Below are 19,581 nucleotides of genomic sequence, written 5' to 3' on the forward strand. Positions count from 1 at the left end.
GTCGGCAGCCATGGAGGTTGCTGGCTACAGGTGGTGCACCACGGCCAGGTCCATGCGTCCGTAGTCGCCAGCCTCGCTGTGCTCGCTGCGCGGTGGCATGTGGTGGGTCTTCATCACCTGGTCGCCCTGCACGGTCTCCAGGTGGATGTCGAAGCCCCACAGGCGGTGCAGGTGCTTGAGCACCTCGTCGGTGGAGTCACCCAGGGGTTTGCGGTTGTGCTGCTGGTGGCGCAGGGTCAGCGAGCGGTCGCCGCGCCGGTCGATGCTCCAGATCTGCACGTTGGGCTCGCGGTTGCCCAGGTTGTACTGCGCGGCCAACTGCTCACGGATGGTGCGGTAGCCGTCCTCGTCATGGATGGCCGGCACCAGCAGGTCGTCGCGCTGGTCGTCGTCGAGGATGCTGAACAGCTTGAGGTCGCGCATTACCTTGGGTGACAGGTACTGCAGGATGAAGCTTTCGTCCTTGAAGCTGCTCATGGCGAACTTGATCGTCGACAGCCAGTCGCTGCCGGCGATATCCGGGAACCAGCGGCGATCCTCCTCGGTGGGGTGCTCGCACATGCGGCGGATGTCGGTGTACATGGCAAAGCCCAGGGCATAGGGGTTGATGCCGCTGTAGTAGGGGCTGTCGAATCCAGGCTGGAACACCACACTGGTGTGCGACTGCAAAAACTCCATCATGAAGCCTTCGGTGATCAGCCCCTCGTCGTACAGGTCGTTCATCAGGGTGTAGTGCCAGAAGGTCGCCCAGCCTTCGTTCATTACCTGGGTCTGGCGCTGCGGGTAGAAATACTGGGCGATCTTGCGCACGATGCGCACCACTTCGCGCTGCCAGGGCTCCAGCAGCGGGGCGTGCTTCTCGATGAAGTAGAGGATGTTCTCCTGGGGTTCGGCCGGGAAGCGCGCGTCGTCCTTTTCGCCACCTTTTTCGGCGCCCTTGGGGATGGTGCGCCAGAGGTCGTTGATCTGCCGTTGCAGGTGTTCCTCACGCTCCTTCTGCCGGCGCCGCTCTTCCTCGGCGGAGATGGGGTAGGGACGCTTGTAGCGGTCCACGCCGTAGTTCATCAGGGCGTGGCAGGAGTCGATCAGGTCCTCGACGGCATCGATGCCGTGGCGCTCCTCGCATTGGGCGATGTACTGCTTGGCAAACACCAGGTAGTCGATGATCGAGCTGGCATCGGTCCAGGTGCGGAACAGGTAGTTGCCCTTGAAGAAGCTGTTGTGGCCGTAACAGGCGTGGGCGATCACCAGTGCCTGCATGCACATGGTGTTCTCTTCCATCAGGTAGGCGATGCACGGATCGGAGTTGATCACGATCTCGTAGGCCAGGCCCATCTGGCCACGGCTGTAGGACTTCTCGGTACTGAGGAACTGCTTGCCGTAGGACCAGTGGTGATAGCCCAGCGGCATGCCCACCGAGGCGTAGGCGTCCATCATCTGCTCGGCGGTGATCACTTCGATCTGGTTGGGGTAGGTGTCCAGGGCGTAGCGGGCGGCCAGGCGACTGATCTCGCGATCGTAGGTCTGGATCAGCTCGAACGTCCATTCGGAGCCGGTGGAAATGGGCTGGCGTCTCTGCTCTCTGGCGGTCATGTGGCTAACCTGCGCTGGAAGAGTTCACGGAAGACCGGGTAGATGTCGCCGGCCGATACCAACTGCTGCTGGGCGAAGGTGTCGGGGAACGCCTCGCCGATGCGCTCGTACTCGTACCACAGCGCCTGGTGTTCGCGTGGGGTGATCTCGACGTAAGTGTAGTACTGCACGTGCTGCATGATCTGGTTGGCGAGGATGTCACGGCAGATCGGTGAGTCGTCGTTCCAGTTGTCGCCGTCCGAGGCCTGGGCGGCGTAGATGTTCCAGTCGCTGGCCGGGTAGCGCTCGGCCATGATCTCCTGCATCAGCTTGAGCGCGCTGGAGACGATGGTGCCGCCGGTCTCGCGGGAGTAGAAGAACTCTTCCTCGTCCACTTCGCGGGCGCTGGTGTGGTGGCGGATGAACACCACCTCGATGCGGTCGTAGTTGCGCTTGAGGAACAGGTACAGCAGGATGAAGAAGCGCTTGGCGATGTCCTTGGTGGCCTGGGTCATGGAGCCGGACACGTCCATCAGGCAGAACATCACCGCCTTGGAGCTGGGGTTGGGCTGCTTGACCAGCAGGTTGTACTTCAGGTCGAAGGTGTCGAGGAACGGCAGGCGGTTGATGCGCGCCTTGAGGCGTTCGATCTCGGTCTCGGTGTCCTGGATGTCGGTGAAGTTGTCCGGTTCCTCGACCTTGAGCCGGTCCAGCTCCTTTTGCGCCTCGCGCAGCAGGGCGCGGCTGCTGCCGGTCAGGGCGATGCGCCGGGCGTGGGCCGAGCGCAGGGTGCGGACGATGTTGATGCGCGACGGGTTGCCCTCGTTGGCAATGCCTGCGCGTACGGTCTTGAAGGTGTCGGCCCCGGTCAGGTGACGCTTGACCAGGTTGGGCAGCTCCAGGTCCTCGAACATGAACTCGAGGAATTCTTCCTGGGTGATCTGGAACACGAAGTCGTCCATGCCCTCGCCGGAGTTGCCGGCCTTGCCGCGGCCACCGCCACCGCCGCCACCTTGTGGCCGGGCGATGTGTTCGCCGGCAGTGAATTCCTTGTTGCCGGGGTGGACGATGGTCTGCTTGCCGCCGCGACCGTGGTGCAGCACGGGTTCGTCGATGTCGCGACCCGGGATGCTGATCTGTTCGCCATGCTCCATGTCCATGATGGAGCGGCGGCTCACGGCCTCTTCGACGGCCTTCTTGATGTGTTCACGGTAACGCCGCAGGAAGCGCTGGCGGTTGACCGTGCTCTTGTTCTTGCCGTTCAGGCGTCGGTCGATTACGTAGCTCATGGTCCCTCCGGTAGCTGGGAACAGCTGCACGCTTCAAGCTACGAGCTGCACGTAAAAGCAGCCGCCGCCGTCCGGGCCGGCAAGGCCAGCCTCGGACGCACGGCGTGTAGCGTGTCGCCTTATTGCGATTTCCTGACCCGCAGGTACCATTCCGACAGCAGTCGAACCTGCTTGTCGGTGTAGCCACGCTCCACCATCCGGGTGACGAAGTCGTTGTGCTTCTGTTGATCCTCCTTGCTGGCCTTGGCGTTGAAGCTGATGACCGGCAGCAGGTCCTCGGTGTTGGAGAACATCTTCTTCTCGATCACCACCCGCAGCTTCTCGTAGCTGAGCCAGCTGGGGTTCTTGCCGTTGTTGTTGGCCCGGGCGCGCAGCACGAAGTTGACGATTTCGTTGCGGAAGTCCTTCGGATTGCTGATGCCGGCCGGCTTCTCGATCTTCTCCAGCTCCTCGTTGAGGGCAATGCGGTTGAGGATCTCGCCGGTTTCCGGGTCGCGGTATTCCTGGTCCTGGATCCAGAAGTCGGCGTACAGCACATAGCGGTCGAAAATGTTCTGGCCGTATTCGCTGTAGGACTCCAGGTAAGCGGTCTGGATCTCCTTGCCGATGAACTCGATGTAGCGCGGCGCCAGGTATTCCTTCAGGTAGCGCAGGTAGCGCTCGCGCACCTCGGCCGGGAACTGTTCCTGCTCGATCTGCTGCTCCAGCACATACAGCAGGTGCACCGGGTTGGCCGCCACCTCGTGAGGGTCGAAGTTGAACACTTTGGAGAGGATCTTGAAGGCGAAGCGGGTCGACAGGCCGTTCATGCCCTCGTCGACGCCCGCGGCGTCGCGGTACTCCTGGATCGACTTGGCTTTCGGGTCGGTGTCCTTGAGGTTCTCGCCGTCGTACACGCGCATCTTCGAGTAGATGTTGGAGTTCTCGGGCTCTTTCAGGCGCGAGAGCACGGTGAACTGGGCCAGCATCTTCAGTGTGTCAGGCGCGCAGTGCGCCTTGGCCAGGGAGCTGTTGATCAGCAGCTTGTCGTAGATCTTGATCTCGTCGCTGACGCGCAGGCAGTAAGGCACCTTGACGATGTAGATCCGGTCGATGAAGGCCTCGTTGTTCTTGTTGTTGCGGAAGGTATGCCATTCCGATTCGTTGGAGTGGGCCAGCAGGATCCCGGAATAGGGGATCGCGCCCAGCCCCTCGGTGCTGTTGTAGTTGCCTTCCTGGGTCGCGGTGAGCAACGGGTGCAGGACCTTGATCGGCGCCTTGAACATCTCGACGAATTCCATCAGGCCCTGGTTGGCCCGGCACAGCGCGCCCGAATAGCTGTAGGCGTCGGCGTCGTTCTGCGGGAATTCCTCGAGCTTGCGGATATCCACCTTGCCCACCAGGGCCGAGATGTCCTGGTTGTTCTCGTCGCCCGGCTCGGTCTTGGCGATGGCGATCTGGTTGAGGATGGACGGGTAGAGCTTGACCACCCTGAACTTGCTGATGTCGCCGCCGAACTCCTGCAGGCGCTTGGTGGCCCAGGGCGACATGATGGTGTTGAGGTAGCGGCGCGAGATGCCGTATTCCTCTTCGAGGATCTGGCCGTCCTCGGCGGCGTTGAACAGGCCCAGGGGCGATTCGAACACCGGCGAGCCCTTGATGGCGTAGAACGGCACCTTTTCCATCAGCTGCTTGAGTTTCTCGGCCAGCGACGATTTACCGCCGCCCACCGGGCCCAGCAGGTAGAGGATCTGTTTCTTCTCTTCCAGGCCTTGGGCGGCGTGGCGGAAGTAGGAGACGATCTGGTCGATGCACTCTTCCATGCCATGGAAGTCGGCAAAGGCCGGATAGCGGCGGATCACCTTGTTGGAGAAGATCCGCGACAGCCTGGAGTTGCTTGAGGTGTCGATCAGCTCTGGTTCGCCGATGGCCAGCAACAGCCGCTCGGCCGCCGAGGCATAGGCGCTGCGATCCTCTTTGCACAGCTCGAGGTACTCCTGCAGCGAAAGTTCTTCCTGGCGGGTGGACTCGAAACGTTGTTGGAAGTGGCTAAAAATGCTCATGACGTCACCTCGCTCGATACATGGAGACGACGCCGGATCAGTCAGCTGATGCTGGCATGCAACCGGGCTCGCCGATTGCTGTATACCCCCCAGAACACCTTGGAACGCTACCGATGACCCGCACGCCGGTGTACCGGCTCTCCCCTTTTTTGGATGGCCTGGGCTTAAGGATAGTTGGTTATACGCAAGGTCAAGGGCGGGGAGCCGAGAAGACGCCTGCGACCGTTCGTCAGGTCGGGCGCAAGCCCGCGCCAAGCGCGGGCTGGAGGAAAAATGAAAAAATTATTCGGCGCTGCCCTGTGCGGTTTCCGCCGGGTAGGTGTTGCGCCACAGCTCGAAGCCACCGTCGATGCTGTAGACGTTGGAGAAGCCCTGGCCGACCAGGTAGGCGGCGGCGCTCTGGCTGGAATTGCCGTGGTAGCAGACAACCAGTGTAGGCGCGTCCAGGTCGGCGTTGCGGATGAAATCGGCAACCGAGTGATTATCCAGATGAGTGGCGCCGGCAATATGCCCGGCGGCATAGGCCTGCGGGTCGCGAATGTCGACCACGACTGCACCTTCCGCACGCAGGGCTAGGGCTTGCTCGGGGGTAATGCGCTTGAATTCGCTCATGGGTGCGGTTCCTTCAGGGGTGTTCGTTGAGTGGGGCCGGCGGGCGCGGGGTGCCCTCGCGGGTGCAGTCGCAGCGGTGCATTTCACCACTGTCGACATTGTACAGGGTCATCGCGCCGCCCCAGACGCAGCCGGTGTCCAGGGCTATCACGCCGGGCACATCAACGCGGCCTTCGAGGGCGGCCCAGTGGCCGAAGATGATCTTCACATGGCGCGAGCGGCGGTCCGGGTGGGCAAACCACGGCTTGTAGCCCTTTGGGGCACTGTCGGCGCCTTCCTTGGTCTTGAGGTCGAGTTTGCCGGCGGCGGTGCAGAAGCGCATGCGGGTGAAGTAGTTGGTGATCACCCGCAGGCGCTCGACGCCGGCCAGGTCCTTGCTCCACTTGTTCGGCTCGTTGCCGTACATGCCGTCCAGGTACAGCTTCAGGCGACCGTCGTCGCGCAGCACTTCCTCGACCTCTGCAGCGAGCTCCAGCGCCTTGCCCAGGGTCCATTGCGGTGGAATGCCAGCATGGACCATGGCGATGCCGCGGGCCTCGTCGTAGTGCAACAGCTTCTGCTGGCGCAGCCAGTCGAACAGCTGGTCGGCGTCCGGGGCCTCGATGATTTCGCGCAGGGTGTCGCTTTTCTTCAGGCGCTCGACGTTGTGCCACGCCGCCAGCAGGTGCAGGTCGTGATTGCCCAGCACGCAGACCAGCGCATGGCGGATCGAATACAGGTAGCGCAGGGTCTCGAGGGACTCGGGGCCGCGGTTGACCAGGTCGCCCACCAGCCACAGGCGGTCGACGGCCGGGTTGAAGCGTACACGTTCGAGCAGGCACTTGAGCGGTTGCAGGCAACCTTGCAGGTCGCCGACCGCATAGGTGGCCATCAGTGCAGGGCCCCGGGCACGGCCAGGCGGAACGGGGCGATCGTGGCGTCGAAGCGCTTGCCGTCCTCGGCGAACATCTGGTAGCTGCCCTGCATGGTGCCGACGCGGGTGCTGATGACCGCGCCGCTGCTGTAGGTGTGGCTCTGGCCGGGTTCGATCAGCGGCTGTTGGCCGATCACGCCGGCGCCGCGCACTTCCTCGACCTCGCCGTCACCGTTGGTGATCAGCCAGTGGCGGGACATCAGCTTGGCCGTGACCGTGCCGTTGTTCTGCACGGTGATGGTGTAGGCGAAGGCGAAACGGCTGCTTTCGGGGTCGGATTGGTCTTTGAGGTAGCGGGTCACGACGCTGACGTCGATCTGATAGCGGGGGTCGGACATGCAAGGGCCTTGGGCGAACTGACGCAATAACGCAGTCTAGGCCATTGGCGGGGGTGGAGGCCAGTTATCCCTGATCGCGGGACAAGCCCGCTCCCACGGGGGGAGCGGGCGCTTGGTCAGCCCTGCTGTTCTGCCAGCTTGTCGGCCAGGCGCACGAAGGCGGCCAGGTCCAGCTGCTCGGGGCGCAGGCTGCCGTCGACACCGGCGGCTTCGATGGCTGCGCTGTCGAGCAGGCCTTTCAGGGTATTGCGCAGGGTCTTGCGGCGCTGGTTGAACGCCTCGCGTACCACCTGCTCCAGCAGTCGCGCATCCTTGGCCGGGTGTGGCAGCACTTCGTGCGGCACCAGGCGGACGATGGCCGAGTCCACTTTCGGCGGTGGGTTGAAGGCGCCGGGGCCAACGTTGAACAGGTGCTCGACCCGGCAGTGGTACTGCACCATGATCGACAAACGGCCCCAGTCACCGCCACCCGGGCCGGCCGCCATGCGCTCGACCACTTCCTTTTGCAGCATGAAGTGCATGTCGCGAATCAGCCCGGCATGGCTGAGCAGGTGGAAGATCAGCGGGGTGGAGATGTTGTAGGGCAGGTTGCCGACCACCTTGAGGCTGCGCTCAGGCACGCCCAACTGGTTGAAGTCGAACTTCAGGGCATCGCCCTGATGCAGGCGGAAGTTATCGCGCCCGGCGAACTTGTGTTGCAGGATCGGCACCAGGTCCTTGTCCAGCTCCACCACGTCCAGCTGTGCGCCGCTGCCCAGCAGGCCCTCGGTCAGGGCGCCCTGGCCCGGGCCGATTTCCAGCAGGTGTTCGCCGGCCTTGGCGTTGATCGCCCGCAGGATGCGATCGATGATTCCGGCGTCGTGCAGGAAGTTCTGGCCGAAGCGCTTGCGCGCCCGGTGTTGGTAGTGCTCGGTCATGGTCGGTTCTCGGCCATCTGGTAGGCGGTTTCCAATGCGACGCGCAGGCTGCCGGTGTCGATCCGGCCGGTGCCGGCCAAGTCCAGGGCGGTGCCGTGGTCGACCGAGGTACGGATGATCGGCAGGCCCAGCGTCACGTTGACCGCGGCGCCGAAGCCCTTGTACTTGAGTACGGGCAGGCCTTGGTCGTGGTACATCGCCAGCACCGCGTCGCAGTGCTCCAGATATTTGGGGGTAAACAGGGTATCGGCCGGCAGCGGACCGCGCAGGTCCATGCCTTCGGCGCGCAGGCGCTGCAGCGCCGGCTCGATGATGTCGATTTCTTCGCGGCCCAGGTGGCCGCCTTCTCCGGCATGCGGGTTGAGCCCGCAGACCAGGATGCGTGGGTTGGCGATGCCGAACTTGTCGCGCATGTCCGCATGCAGGATGCGGGTGACGCGCTCCAGGCGTTCGCCAGTGATGGCGTCGGCGATATCGCGCAGGGGCAGGTGGGTGGTCACCAGGGCCACGCGCAATCCTCGGGTGGCCAGCATCATCACCACTTGCGCGGTGTGGGTGAGGTCGGCGAGGAATTCGGTGTGCCCGGAGAAGGCGATGCCACTCTCGTTGATCACACCCTTGTGCACGGGGGCGGTGATCATCCCGGCGAACTGCCCGTCGAGGCAGCCCTGGCCGGCCCGGGTCAGTGTCTCCAACACGAACGCGGCGTTGGCCTTGTCCAGCTGTCCGGCCACCACCGGGTTGGCCAGCGGCGTGTCCCAGACATACAGGCTGCCAGCGGGGGCTGGCAGGCTGGGGAAACTGTCGGGGGTGACGGGCAGCAGGCTGACGGCCAGCCCCAGTTGCGCGGCCCGCTCGGCGAGCAGGTCACGGCTGGTGATGGCGATCAGGGGGTGGGGCTGGGCCTCGGCGGCGAGCAGCAGGCACAGGTCGGGACCTATGCCGGCCGGCTCGCCGGGCGTGACGGCGAAGCGCTGGGGCTTCACTGGGCGGCCTGGTCGGCGCCAGGCAGCTTGATTTCAACGTAGGCTTCGTCGCGGATCTGGCGCAGCCAGTTCTGCAGCTCTTCGTCGTACTTGCGGTTGCGCAGGACGTTCATCGCCTGCTGCTCGCGCGCCTGCTCGGTGCTGTCGGTGGCGCGGCGGCCCAGGACTTCCAGCACGTGCCAGCCGTACTGGGTCTTGAACGGCTTGGTCACCACGCCTTGCTGGGCGTTGGCCATCTGCTCGCGGAACTCCGGCACCAGGCTGTTCGGGTCGACCCAGTTGAGGTCGCCGCCGTTGAGCGCGGAACCCGGGTCTTCCGAGAAGCTCTTCGCCAGTTCGGCGAAGTCTTCACCGTTCTGGATCCGGTCGTACAGACGCTCGGCCAGTTGCTCGGTGGCGGCTTCGCTGCGGATCTCGCTCGGCTTGATCAGGATGTGGCGCACATGCACTTCGTCGCGCAGGATGCTCTCGCTGCCGCCACGCTTCTCCTCGACCTTGAGGATCAGGAAGCCGTTGGGGATGCGCAGTGGCTCGGTAAACTCGCCGACGGCCATGCTGCCGAGCTTGTCGGCGAGTTGGGGGGGCAGTTGACCGGCTTTACGCCAGCCCATCTCGCCGCCTTCCAGGGCGTTCTCACTGGCCGAGCGCTCAATGGCCACCTGGCCGAAGTCCTTGCCCTGCTTGAGCTGCTGGTAGGCATCACCGGCCTGGCGGGCGGCAGCCTGGATGGCTTCCGAGTTGGCGCCTTCCGGGGTCGGGATGAGGATGTTGGCCAGGCGGTACTCTTCCGACATCTGCATCTTGCCCAGGTCCGAGTTGAGGAAGTTCTTCACTTCCTGCTCGGACACCTGGATGCGCTCGGCCACGCGGCGCTGACGCACACGGCTGATGACCATCTCGCGCTTGATCTGCTCGCGGGCATCGTCGTACGACAGGCCGTCATGTGCCAGGGCGGCGCGGAACTGCTCCAGCGACATGCCATTGCGCTGGGCAATGGTGCCGACGGCCTGGTTCAGTTCTTCGTCGGTGATGCGGATGCCCGAGCGCTCGCCGATCTGCAGCTGCAGGTTCTCGACGATCAGACGCTCCAGCACCTGCTGTTGCAGGGCGGCGGCAGGTGGCACACCGCCGCCACGCTTGGCGATGGTCTGCTGCACTTCGCGCACGCGCTGGTCCAGCTGGCTCTGCATGACCACGTCATTGTCGACGGTGGCCACGATGCGGTCGATGGGTTGCACCGCGGCATGTACCGCGCCGCTCAGCATTGCGGCGCCCAGCATCAGCGGGCGCAGACGATCAATAAGCTTGCTCTTCACGTGTACGGTAACCTTGAATGCCTTTGTCCAGGAACGTTTCGACCTTGTTGCCCATCACGCCGCCGAGGCCCTTGAGCACGATCTGCAGGAAGATGCCGTGGTCGCCTTTCTCGTTTTCAGGCGTGGCCTGGCTGAAGTCGTCTTCATCAACCCAGTAGCGTTTGATCAACCTGATCTTCCAGCAGCAGCTGTCATACTCGAGGCCACCCATGGCTTCCAATGTCCGGTTGCGGTTGTAGTCGTGCTGCCAACGGCTGATAACACTCCATTGCGGCACCAGCGGCCAGATAACCGAGAAGTCGTGCTGCTGGATCTTGTAGTAGTCCTTGATGTAATTCGGGCTGCCAGGCGTACCGTAGTCACCACCGCCGACTTTCCAGGTACCCGTGATCGAGTCGTAGGTAATCAGGTCGTTACGGTAGCGATAGCCGAGGTTGACGATCTTGTTCGGATTGTCTTCAGGCTGGTAGTGGAACATCGCGCTGCCCGAGCGGGTGCTACGAGTATCGGGATCCCAGTTGAAGTCCGAGTTGAATCTCCAGTCGCGATTGAATGCATACTCGTATTCAAGCGCGTACGGCGATACGTCCGATTTGCTGTCGACACGTGTGCGCGGGTCGATGCCGGGCAGTTGTACCTTGCGGTCCTTGAAGTAGAACGCCTGGCCGATGCTGAAGCGCTGGCGCTGGAAGCCGTTTTCTTCGATCCAGCGGTTGGTCACACCCAGCGAGAGCTTGTTCTCGTCACCGATACGATCAGTGCCGCTGAATCGGTTGTCACGGAACAGCGAGGCATAGTTGAAGGTGTTTTCGCTGCTGTCGAAGATCGGAATGTCCGCCTGGTCCTTGTAGGGGACGTAGAGGTAGAACAGGCGTGGCTCGAGTGTTTGGCGATACTTCGTACCGAAGAGTTGAGTATTGCGGTCGAAGTACAGGCCGCTGTCAACGCTGAATACCGGAATGTCACGGTTCTGGCTGCTCTTGTAATCGCCAAACAGACGCTGGATTTCAGCGTCGGAAGCGGCAACATCGGATTTGCCCTTGCTGTCGAGGTCCAGGTCATACTGGGTGTAGATGTACTTCAGCTTCGGTGTGAAGAAGCCGTAGCTGGCTTCCATCGGAAGGCTGATGGCCGGAGCAACGTTCAGTCGAGTGCCGTTGGCGCGGGCAATACCATAGACGTTCTCATCAAGACGACGCCCGAGGCCACCGCCGCTGTTGTCAGGAAGACCATCCTTGTTGAGCACGAAGTCGTCCTTCAGGTCCCTGTCAAATCGTACGGCTTCGGTTTGATAGGTGAAGTCGAGTCCTGCCGGATGATACGGCAACATTCCGTTGATGTTGATTTGCGGCAGCCGATCATATGGCGTGATCTGCGAGATGGTGGCCATCTCGTAGGCATGCATATTCAGCCGGGCGTTGTAGTTGTCGCCGCGGTAGGTAAGCGTTCCACGCTGATTCACCACATCCCGCTTCTCTACACCGATCTGGTCGGACTCCAGGTCCTGGAAGTAGAACGGGTCACTGATGTCGGTGTAGTCCACCTCGGCCAACAGGCGATCATCCAGGCCACCCTTGTGCTGCCAGTTGACCATCCAGCGTTCTTTCTTGTAGTCCGACTGCAGCTCGCGGTCGTCGTCCTTGTCGTTCAGGAAACCGCCGCCGAACTGGCCTTCGCTGGACTTGGTCAGGTAGCGGAACTCACCTTCCATCAGCAGGCCACGTTTGGCCATGTAGCGCGGATACAACGTGGCGTCGTAGTTCGGCGCCAGGTTGAAGTAGTACGGCGTGACCAGCATGAAGCCGGTGTCGCTGCTGGAGCTGAACGACGGCGGCAGGAAGCCGGACTGGCGACGGTCGTCGATCGGGAAGTAGATGTACGGTGTGTAGAACACCGGGAAATCCTTGACCCGCAGCGTCACGTTGGTCGCGGTGCCGAAGCCGGTGGCCGGGTTCAGGGTGATGTTGTTGCCCTTGAGCTGCCACGCGTTGCTGCCCGGCTCACAGGTGGTATAGGTACCGTCCTTGAGGCGGATGATGGCGTTTTCAGCACGCTTGGCGTACAGCGCGTTGCCGCGGATGTGCGACTTGTGCATCACGTATTCGGCGTTGTCGACCCGGGCTTCGCCGGTGTCGAGCTGGATCTGCGCCTCGTCGCCGACCACCAGCGAGCCGTTGTCGCGGATCTTGACGTTGCCCTTGAGCTCGCCCCGGTTCTCGGCCTGGTACAGGTTGGCCTCGTCGGCCTCGGCCTGCATGCTGCCCTGGCGCATGACCACGTCACCGGCGAGGGTGGCGATCTGCTGCTCCTGCTGGTACTTGGAGACCTTGGCGTTGATGTAGGTGGGCGACTCGTCCTTGGGCGTGGAGTCGTTCATGCCCGGGCGGGTCGGCTCGATGTAGGCGCCGCCGCAGTACGGGCCGGTCTCGGCCAGCTGCGCAGCGGTGAGCTTCTCGCGCGGGACCCAGTCCAGGTGGCTGTAGTCTTCGCTGCGCGATTTCAGGCCGCGGCCCTTGGCCTCGGTGACCAGCATCGGCTTCTCGGCCTCGGTCGCGGCGACTTCGCCAGGCGCCTCGGCGCCCGAGCTGGCAGCGGCAGCGCCCGGATGTACCGGGCGCGGAGGCAGGTTGGCGGAGGTCTTGGGCTTGCAGTCCCAGCCACCGGCGGCGGACACTTGGCAGTCGAACTGCTCGGCCGCCGCCACGTACGACGTGGCCAGGGGTTGCAGGGCCAGCAGACCGCCAGTCACCAACAACGGAAACTTCCTACGAAACGCGGGGGATTTCAATGCCATCTTATTAGTCCGGGCTTCCTGCGTGCCATCTGCCCGCGTGTGGGGGCCGCACGCCTCTCGATGGTCTGAAAAAGATGCTGGATAATAAAGCATGACCCGCTTGACGGCTAGGGCCGTCGGAGAACCCTCGTAATGCCCGATCACGATGTACGCCTGCAACAACTGACCGCCTGGCTCGCCGGGCAACTGGAGAGCCTGTTCCGTAGCAACGCCTGGGGCGAGGTGCCCACTGGCAACCTGACCGCCGCCAGCAGCGATGCGAGTTTTCGCCGCTACTTCCGCTGGGAAGGCGCCGGGCACAGCTTCGTGATCATGGATGCGCCACCGCCGCAGGAAAACTGCCGTCCGTTCGTCGATATCGACCATCTGCTGGCCACGGCGGGTGTGAACGTGCCGGTCATTCATGCCCAGGATCTGGAGCGCGGTTTCCTGCTGCTGGGCGATCTGGGACGCCAGACATACCTGGACATCATTGACCCGGACAATGCCGACGCACTGTTCGCCGATGCCGTCGATGCGCTGCTGGCGTTTCAGCGCCTGCCAATGGATGCGCCACTGCCCAGCTACGACGTCGCCCTGCTGCGCCGCGAGGTGGAGCTCTTCCCTGAGTGGTACGTGGGCCGCGAGCTTGGCCTGGGTTTCACCGAAACGCAGCAGGCTACCTGGCAACGGGTCAGCCAGGTGCTGATCGACAGTGCCCTGGCCCAGCCCAAGGTGCTGGTGCACCGCGACTACATGCCGCGCAACTTGATGCAGAGCACGCCCAATCCGGGCGTTCTGGACTTCCAGGATGCCGTCTACGGCCCGGTCACCTACGATATCACCTGCCTGTTCAAGGACGCCTTCCTCAGCTGGCCGCAGCCGCGTGTGGAAGGCTGGCTGCGCGGCTACTGGGAAAAGGCCCGCGCCGCCGGCATCCCGGTGCAGCCCGATTTTGAAGCGTTCCACCGCGCCAGCGACCTGATGGGCGTGCAGCGTCACCTCAAGGTCATTGGTATCTTTGCCCGCATCTGCCACCGTGACGGCAAGCCGCGCTATCTCGCCGACGTGCCACGCTTCTTCGCCTATATAGATGAAGTGATCGCTCGCCGTCCCGAACTGGCCGAGCTGGGGCAACTGATTGCCGAGCTCAAGGGCGAGGCACGTTCATGAAGGCGATGATCCTGGCGGCAGGCAAGGGCGAGCGCATGCGCCCGCTGACCCTGCATACGCCCAAGCCGCTGGTACCCGCCGCCGGCAAGCCGCTGATCGAGTATCACCTCGAGGCGCTGGCCCGAGCCGGTATCGGTGAAGTGGTCATCAACCATGCCTGGCTCGGCCAGCAGATCGAGGACCATCTGGGCGATGGCAGCCGCTTCGGCCTGCGCATCCGCTACTCGCCGGAGGGCGAGCCACTTGAAACCGGTGGCGGGATCTTCAAGGCATTGCCGCTGCTGGGGGATGCGCCGTTCCTGCTGGTCAACGGTGACGTCTGGACCGACTACGACTTCGCTGGCCTGAATGCTCCCCTGCAAGGGCTTGCGCACCTGGTGCTGGTGGACAATCCCGGTCATCACGGCCGTGGCGACTTCCGCCTGGTGGATGGCCGGGTGAGCGATGGTGACGACGCCCCGGGAACGCTGACCTTCAGCGGTCTCTCGGTGTTGCACCCGGCGCTTTTCGAAGGCTGCCAGCCCGGAGCGTTCAAGTTGGCACCCTTGCTGCGCAAGGCCATGGCCGAAGGGCGGGTGAGTGGTGAGCACTATCGTGGCTACTGGATCGATGTCGGCACCCTCGAGCGCCTGGCCGATGTCGAGCGCCTGATCGGAGGGCGTACCTGACATGTGGTGGCCGAGCACAGTGATTGGTGCCGGTGCCGGTTTCGCCGTGGCCAGCATTCCGGGTGCATTGCTGGGGGCGTTGCTGGGACAGGCCATGGATCGGCGCCTGCGACTGCAGGGTTGGGAGGATGTGCGCGAGCGCCTGGGCGGGCGCCCGGCGCTGCGTGACGAGGAACTGTTGTTCGTCCTGCTCGGACGCCTGGCCAAGAGCGATGGCCGGGTGGTTGAGGGGCATATCCAGCAGGCACGTCAGGAAATGTCCCGGCTGGACCTGGCCGAGCCCGCGCGGATGCGGGCGATTGCCGCGTTCAATCGCGGCAAGTCGGGCAAGGGCCGGCTGGGTCACTACCTGCGCCGGATCAAGCTGCAGCCGCACGGCGCCGAGGGTACCCTGCGCGCCTGTTGGCGGATGGTCTGGGCCGATGGCAAGGCTGGTCGCCAGGAGCGTGACCTGTTGCTGGGCTGGGGGCAGCAACTGGGGCTCAGTCGCAACCAGGTGCAGGCCATGTCGCTGGAATATGAACCACGCAAATCGGCGATCGAAGGCGGCGCCATGACCTATGCGGCGGCGTTGAGGCTGCTGGGGGTGGAGCCGGATACCGAAGCGGACAAGGTCAAGCAGGCCTACCGGCGGTTACTCAGCCGACACCACCCGGACAAGCTGGTGGGCAGCGGTGCCAGTGAGGCCAAGGTGCGCGAGGCGACCGAGCATACCCGCGAGTTGCATCAGGCCTATGCCATGATTCGCAAGCGGCGCGGGCTTTAGGTTTGCCATCGCGGGGCAAGTCCGCTCCCACGTTGTTGGAGTTGGCTTGTCCCGCGATACGCCTCACTCTTCCTTGGGCTTCAGCCAGCCGCGCACCCGGCGCAGCAATTGCTCCTGCTCGGCGGCCTTGTTGCCCGGCACGACCATCAGCGACAGCTGTCGGTACTGGCTGTTTTTCTCTCGCTTGCTGGCTTGCAGGCGCTGTTGGGCGGCCAGCCGATCCTGGGTTCGGGTTGTGTAGTACAGGTCCACCGTCGGCACTTTCAGGGTCGGCGTCAGGCTCAGCAGGTCGTGCTCCACCCGCGCCGGCGTCTGTGCGGCGACCATCACCAGCTTCTGTACCTGGGGAGGCTGTTTCTCGCTGAGGTAGCGTGCGGCCCAGTACGCGCCACTGCCGTTGCCCAGCAGCACGATGCTGCGCGCTTTCTGCTGCTGGGCATAGACCACGGCGGCGTCGAGGCGGGCGAAGATGCGTTCGGCATCCTCCTCACTGGTGTGTTCGTCAGCCTCTACCGCGTCGGTGCTGTCGGCCGCGTCCACCTCGGGGGCGGTGGCCTGGGCCACGTTGGCGTTGGCATCGGCTGGCGTGTCCTTGGCCGGAGCCGACTCGCCTTCTTCCTTTTTCGGTTCGACCACCGGCTTGGCTTCAACCCGGGCCTGCGGGCGCTCTGCCAGCAGGTCGGGCAGGCTGAGGCTCAGGGTGCTCCAGCCGACATCGGGGAAACCACGGCGCAGCGGGCCGACGGTGGTTGGCCAGTCGGCACTTTCGCCGGCACCGGGAACGATGATCACCGCACCTTGCGGATCGCTGTCGTTGGCCGGTTTCCACAGCGCCAGGAAGTTCTCGCCATTGGCCTGCAAGGTCTGTTGCTCGGCCTTGGGCACCTGGCGCTCGAGGGCCAGGGCATCGTCCTGGCTACGTTCGAGCAGCGGTGGTCGGGGAGCGGGGGCGGCTGCTTCGGCGGCGGCCTGCGGTGCTTCGGCGTCGGCGGCCTGAGCGCCGAGCGGCAGGAGCGAAGCCAGGCAGAACATTGCCAGCGTCGTGCGATAAAGTGTGAACATCGATCAATCCAAGGCCAGAATCATACCGGCAGCCTAATGGTATTTGCCCGCGACGGCCACGCCAGGCGGCCGTCATTGCCAAGACGAGCGTAGAGATGAAGCGAGTGCGTTGCCTGTGGGTTATCGGCTGGTTGTGTCTACCCTTGATCGCCCTGGCAAAGCCGGAGGCGCCGCCACCCGTGGTGCTGGAACCGGCCCAGCAGCAGTGGCTGGACGAACACCGCGGCCTGCGCGTCGGCCTCGTGTTGCAGGCGCCCTATGCTCAGTTCGACCGTCGTCTGCAGCAATTCTACGGGGCCAACGTCGAACTGGTCGGCGCCTTGTCCCAGGCATTACGGTTGGACCTGACCTGGCGCGGCTTCCCGGATCAGGCCGCGCTGGAGCACGCGTTGCAGGCGGGCGAGATCGATTTCGCCCCAGGCCTGACCCAGACACCGACCAGCCTGCGGTTGTGGCTGTTCAGCGATCCTTACATGCGCGTGCCGCAATTGGTGGTAGGGATGCGCAGCGGTGCGGTGGCCGTGGATCTGGAGAAGCTGACCGCCAACGAGCGGGTGGCTGTACGCATGCCAGGTGCCCTTGCGGACTACCTGCGGAGCAATTACGGCAATCTCAACCTGCAGGGCGTGCCCAACGAGCGGGAGGCGCTGCAACTGGTGCTGGGCGGTCAGGCCAGCTTCGCCGTGCTGGATGAGGCGCAGCTCAGCCGGCTTTCCCGCGAAGGGGAGTTCGCCGACCTGGCGGTGGTGGGCGATATCGGCTTGCCGCAGTTGCTGCGGGTTGGCTCGCGGCGAGACTGGCCCGTGCTCGCCGATATCCTCGAACGCGCCTTGCAGGCCCTGCCGGCCAAGACCTTGGAGCAAATGCACCAGCGCTGGCTGCAGCCCAAGTACCCACGCTTTTCCGAGTCCGCCGGCTTCTGGCAGAACCTCGCCTTGCTGTTCGGCCTGCTGCTGCTGTGTGCCCTGGCTACCCTGGTCTGGCAGCGTCGCCAGCAGCGCGGCCTGGAACGGGGCTTGCTGGCTGCCCGCGAGAGCCTGGTGGAGCGTCAGGTGCGCGAGGAGGCGTTGCGCCTGAGCCAGTTCTCCATCGACCAGAGCACGGTGGGCATCCTCTGGGTCAACTGGGACAGCCATGTGCGCTACGCCAACCATGCCGCAGAACGCATGCTGGGCTATTCCGAGGGGGCGTTGCTGGAGCGGCCGTTGGTCGATATCGAACCGAACCTGAAGATGGATCGCTGGCTGGAGCTGTGGAAGCGCGCCCGCACCGGGGACGGCGGCGAACAGCAGTTCGAAAGCCAGTGCCGACGTGCCGACGACAGCCTGTTTCCGGTCGAGTTGTCGTTGTCGTTCCTGCGTTTTCGCGATGCGGAGTACCTGGTGGTGTTCCTCGCCGATGTCACCGAGCGCCAGCGCGACCTGGCCGCGTTGCGCGAAAGCGAGGCGCGGCTCAAGGGCATTGCCGGCAATGTGCCGGGGCTGGTGTTCCGCCTGGAGCGCGACCCGGCCGAGGGCGACCCGGAGTTCCCCTATATCAGCGAGGGTAGCGAGGCATTGGTCGGCTATACCCCGGCGGCGATCCAGCACCCGCAGATGGGGCTGCGCAACCTGGTCCACCCGCAGGACCGCGCCGACTATCACCGGGTCCAGGACCTGGCCCTGGCCAGCGACCAGGACTGGTCGTGGCAGGGCCGTATCCTCACCCGCCAGGGCGAACAGCGCTGGGCCGACATCAAGGCGACCACGCGGCGCCTGGCCGATGGGCGCATGGTGTGGGATGGTGTGGTCTGGGACATCACCCAGGGCAAGCAGGCCGAGCTGGCCCTGGCCGCCTCCCAGGAGCAGCTGCGAGAGTTGTCGGCGCATCTGGAAAGCGTGCGCGAGGAGGAAAAGGCCCGCATCGCCCGCGAGGTGCACGACGAGCTGGGGCAGATGCTCACGGTGCTCAAACTGGAAGTGTCGATGTGCGAGCTGGCATACGCCGAGCTGGATGCCGGGCTGCATGAGCGCCTGGCCAGCATGAAGCGTCTGATCGCCCAACTCTTCCAGCTGGTGCGTGATGTGGCCACCGCTTTGCGTCCGCCGATTCTCGATGCCGGGATCGCTTCGGCCATCGAGTGGCAGGCACGGCGTTTCGAGGCCCGCACGCAGATCCCCTGCCTGGTCGAGGTCCCGGAGCAGTTGCCGCCGTTGAGCGATGCAAAGGCCATCGGGCTGTTCCGCATCCTCCAGGAGGCGCTGACCAACGTCATGCGCCATGCCCGGGCGCACACCGTGCAGATTGCCCTGGTCGAGGAGGGCGGACAGTTGCGCATGACGGTCATCGACGATGGCGTGGGGTTCGCCGTCGATGCGGCCCGGCCGACTTCGTTCGGCCTGGTGGGGGTGCGTGAGCGCGTGCTGATGCTGGGCGGCGACATGACCCTGGAAAGCGAGCCCGGCGAAGGCACCAGCCTGAGCGTGGCGATTCCTTTGGCGTAGGAGAGAACGATCGTGATTCGAGTGCTGGTGGCGGAAGACCACACCATCGTCCGTGAGGGCATCAAGCAGTTGATTGGCCTGGCCAAGGACATGCAGGTCGCCGGCGAGGCGGGCAACGGCGAGCAGTTGCTGGAAACCCTGCGCCATACTCCCTGCGAGGTGGTGCTGCTGGATATCTCCATGCCGGGGGTGAACGGCCTGGAGGCCATCCCGCGGATCCTGGCATTGAACAACCCGCCGGCGATCCTGATGCTGTCGATGCACGACGAGGCGCAGATGGCCGCGCGGGCGCTGAAGGCCGGGGCGGCGGGCTATGCCACCAAGGACAGCGACCCGGCACTGTTGCTCACCGCGATTCGCCGGGTTGCCGGGGGCGGGCGCTATATCGACCCGAGCCTGGCCGACCGCATGGTCTTCGAGGTGGGGCTGACCGAAACCCGGCCGTTGCACACGCTGCTGTCCGAGCGCGAGTTCTCGGTGTTCGAGCGCCTGGCCCAGGGCGCCAACGTAAATGACATCGCCCAGCAGCTGGCGCTGTCGAACAAGACCATCAGCACGCACAAGGCGCGGTTGATGCAGAAGCTCAAGGTCAACTCGCTGGCGGAGCTGGTGAAGTATGCGATGGAGCACAAGCTGGTCTGATTGCGACATGCTGGTTTTTTGTAGGAGCG

16 protein-coding genes are annotated in these 19,581 nt (G+C 64.1%); 5 read left to right on the forward strand and 11 right to left on the reverse strand.

The window, feature by feature from the left end; translation table 11 throughout:
- Positions 1-24: 24 nt before the first annotated feature.
- From HU751_RS17515 to HU751_RS17560, 10 genes are all read right to left on the reverse strand, one after another.
- The gene (locus HU751_RS17515) at positions 25-1,593 is read right to left on the reverse strand and encodes a SpoVR family protein (RefSeq protein ID WP_110734568.1); all 1,569 of its coding nucleotides are present in this window, start codon (positions 1,591-1,593) and stop codon (positions 25-27) included.
- Positions 1,590-2,861, reverse strand: a complete 1,272-nt coding sequence (locus HU751_RS17520; protein ID WP_050703510.1) for a YeaH/YhbH family protein — start codon at positions 2,859-2,861, stop codon at positions 1,590-1,592. Before HU751_RS17520 ends, HU751_RS17515 begins: the two co-directional genes overlap by 4 nt.
- A gap of 119 nt (positions 2,862-2,980) precedes the next feature.
- A complete protein-coding gene (locus tag HU751_RS17525; RefSeq protein ID WP_050703511.1) occupies positions 2,981-4,903 on the reverse strand; it encodes a PrkA family serine protein kinase in 1,923 nt (640 codons plus the stop codon).
- A 282-nt stretch (positions 4,904-5,185) separates the two neighbouring features.
- Entirely contained in the window at positions 5,186-5,515 is a 330-nt protein-coding gene (glpE, locus tag HU751_RS17530) for a thiosulfate sulfurtransferase GlpE (RefSeq protein ID WP_186712682.1), read from the reverse strand.
- A gap of 13 nt (positions 5,516-5,528) precedes the next feature.
- On the reverse strand, positions 5,529-6,386 hold the full coding sequence (locus tag HU751_RS17535) for a symmetrical bis(5'-nucleosyl)-tetraphosphatase (RefSeq protein ID WP_186731686.1): 858 nt from the start codon (positions 6,384-6,386) through the stop codon (positions 5,529-5,531).
- Complete coding sequence (gene apaG / locus HU751_RS17540; protein WP_186712684.1) at positions 6,386-6,766, reverse strand: Co2+/Mg2+ efflux facilitator ApaG/CorD; 381 nt, start codon at positions 6,764-6,766, stop codon at positions 6,386-6,388. The genes HU751_RS17535 and apaG overlap by 1 nt, the downstream gene beginning before the upstream one ends.
- A 116-nt stretch (positions 6,767-6,882) precedes the next feature.
- Entirely contained in the window at positions 6,883-7,683 is an 801-nt protein-coding gene (rsmA, locus tag HU751_RS17545; RefSeq protein ID WP_186731685.1) for a 16S rRNA (adenine(1518)-N(6)/adenine(1519)-N(6))-dimethyltransferase RsmA, read from the reverse strand.
- Complete coding sequence (gene pdxA, locus HU751_RS17550) at positions 7,680-8,669, reverse strand: 4-hydroxythreonine-4-phosphate dehydrogenase PdxA (RefSeq protein WP_186731684.1); 990 nt, start codon at positions 8,667-8,669, stop codon at positions 7,680-7,682. Before pdxA ends, rsmA begins: the two co-directional genes overlap by 4 nt.
- Positions 8,666-9,985 (reverse strand): peptidylprolyl isomerase, encoded by a 1,320-nt coding sequence (locus HU751_RS17555; protein ID WP_186731683.1) that lies wholly within the window; start codon positions 9,983-9,985, stop codon positions 8,666-8,668. Before HU751_RS17555 ends, pdxA begins: the two co-directional genes overlap by 4 nt.
- Positions 9,966-12,779: an LPS-assembly protein LptD gene (locus HU751_RS17560; protein ID WP_186731682.1), complete on the reverse strand. Its 2,814-nt coding sequence runs from the start codon at positions 12,777-12,779 to the stop codon at positions 9,966-9,968. Before HU751_RS17560 ends, HU751_RS17555 begins: the two co-directional genes overlap by 20 nt.
- Positions 12,780-12,911: 132 nt before the next feature.
- Between HU751_RS17560 and HU751_RS17565 the strand changes: the two genes are divergently transcribed.
- The 3 genes from HU751_RS17565 to HU751_RS17575 are packed head-to-tail and all read left to right on the forward strand — an operon-like array spanning position 12,912 to position 15,365.
- Entirely contained in the window at positions 12,912-13,931 is a 1,020-nt protein-coding gene (locus HU751_RS17565; protein WP_186731681.1) for an aminoglycoside phosphotransferase family protein, read from the forward strand.
- The gene (murU, locus tag HU751_RS17570; protein WP_186731680.1) at positions 13,928-14,599 is read left to right on the forward strand and encodes an N-acetylmuramate alpha-1-phosphate uridylyltransferase MurU; all 672 of its coding nucleotides are present in this window, start codon (positions 13,928-13,930) and stop codon (positions 14,597-14,599) included. Before HU751_RS17565 ends, murU begins: the two co-directional genes overlap by 4 nt.
- Position 14,600: 1 nt before the next feature.
- A complete protein-coding gene (locus tag HU751_RS17575) occupies positions 14,601-15,365 on the forward strand; it encodes a TerB family tellurite resistance protein (protein ID WP_050703521.1) in 765 nt (254 codons plus the stop codon).
- Between the two features lie 63 nt (positions 15,366-15,428).
- On the opposite strand, the gene HU751_RS17580 is transcribed toward HU751_RS17575, so the two are convergent.
- Entirely contained in the window at positions 15,429-16,427 is a 999-nt protein-coding gene (locus HU751_RS17580) for an alpha/beta hydrolase family protein (RefSeq protein ID WP_186731679.1), read from the reverse strand.
- A gap of 95 nt (positions 16,428-16,522) precedes the next feature.
- On the opposite strand from HU751_RS17580, the gene HU751_RS17585 reads away from it, so the two are divergent.
- Together HU751_RS17585 and HU751_RS17590 are read left to right on the forward strand one after the other, a co-directional pair.
- Positions 16,523-18,910: a PAS domain-containing sensor histidine kinase gene (locus HU751_RS17585; RefSeq protein ID WP_186731678.1), complete on the forward strand. Its 2,388-nt coding sequence runs from the start codon at positions 16,523-16,525 to the stop codon at positions 18,908-18,910.
- Between the two features lie 9 nt (positions 18,911-18,919).
- The gene (locus tag HU751_RS17590) at positions 18,920-19,552 is read left to right on the forward strand and encodes a response regulator (RefSeq protein ID WP_175406173.1); all 633 of its coding nucleotides are present in this window, start codon (positions 18,920-18,922) and stop codon (positions 19,550-19,552) included.
- Positions 19,553-19,581 lie beyond the last annotated feature (29 nt).

The sequence above is a fragment of the Pseudomonas peradeniyensis genome (assembly GCF_014268935.2).
Taxonomy (GTDB): domain Bacteria; phylum Pseudomonadota; class Gammaproteobacteria; order Pseudomonadales; family Pseudomonadaceae; genus Aquipseudomonas; species Aquipseudomonas peradeniyensis.